This is a genomic window from Massilia sp. 2TAF26, assembly GCF_052115005.1.
GTDB lineage: Bacteria > Pseudomonadota > Gammaproteobacteria > Burkholderiales > Burkholderiaceae_D > Telluria.
Genome location: NZ_JBFRFV010000071.1, coordinates 1 through 984 on the forward strand (window position 1 = coordinate 1; position 984 = coordinate 984).

Below are 984 nucleotides of genomic sequence, written 5' to 3' on the forward strand. Positions count from 1 at the left end.
GGGCTACTCCAGTCTGACGACGGTGGACCAGTTCCGCGACGCGGTGCTGGACCTGACGAGTTCCGGCGCACTGGCGACCGAAGCGGGCCAGAAGGCTTATGAGGGGCTACTCGCTATTGCGCCGCAGTTTAAGCAGGTGGCGGACTACCTGGATCAGGTCAAGAAATCTGCGGACGACTTGGCTGCGCAGCAGGCACAGCAGGCTGTGCAATTGGCCCAGCAGTTGGCCGATGCGTTCAGCGCTGCGAAATCGGTGGCTCAGAATGCATTCAGCGCCCTCAGTAGTGCGGTGGATCGAGAACGAGCAGCGATCGCCAGCCGCTATAGCGGAATAGTTGGATCGTTGTCCACTGCTATAGACGGATTGGGGCAGTCGATATCGCGCACCAAGGACATTATTGCTCTCACCAAGGATGCTATCCAGACCTTTGCACTGCCAGGTCAAGAAACACAAGTTGGGACTGATGCCCGCCGGCGCCTTGCGGACATCGCCCATGGCTCCTCCCTTCCCGATATCGATGTTATCCGGCAGGCGATTGCGGGTGCCACGCAGGTTAATCCGGAGGACTTCGCCAGTCAGTTTGATCTGGTCAAGGCGACGTCGCAAACCCGCAATGATCTGCTGGCTATTCAAGACTCTGCAGGCCGTCAACTCACTGGTGAAGAGCATTCGCTCGCGGTGGTGCAGCAATGGAAATCTGAGTACGAGACACAGCAGACGGCGGAGCTGGATGCGCTGAACAGCCAGCTGGAGCGAGCGCAGGCGCAGATTGACGCGATTAACGGCGTGAACACTTCGGTGCTCACTGTACGCGACGCACTCACGGCCTTTGCGTCATCCATCAGTAACGCCGTTTCAGCACAGTCAGCGGTTGGTGGTGGCGGTGCGGCCTCCGGGATCGCAAGTACGAGCACAACTCCAGCAAAAGCAGCGATTCCAGATAGTTTCGTCACATCGTTCTGGGAGAACACTGCGCTTGATTT

At 58.3% G+C, this 984-nt stretch carries 1 protein-coding gene; it reads left to right on the top strand.

Translation table 11 applies throughout. From position 1 onward, the window contains the following. Nucleotides 1-984: hypothetical protein (locus AB4Z32_RS27425; RefSeq protein ID WP_442124977.1), on the top strand; the 984-nt coding region annotated here is incomplete at both ends.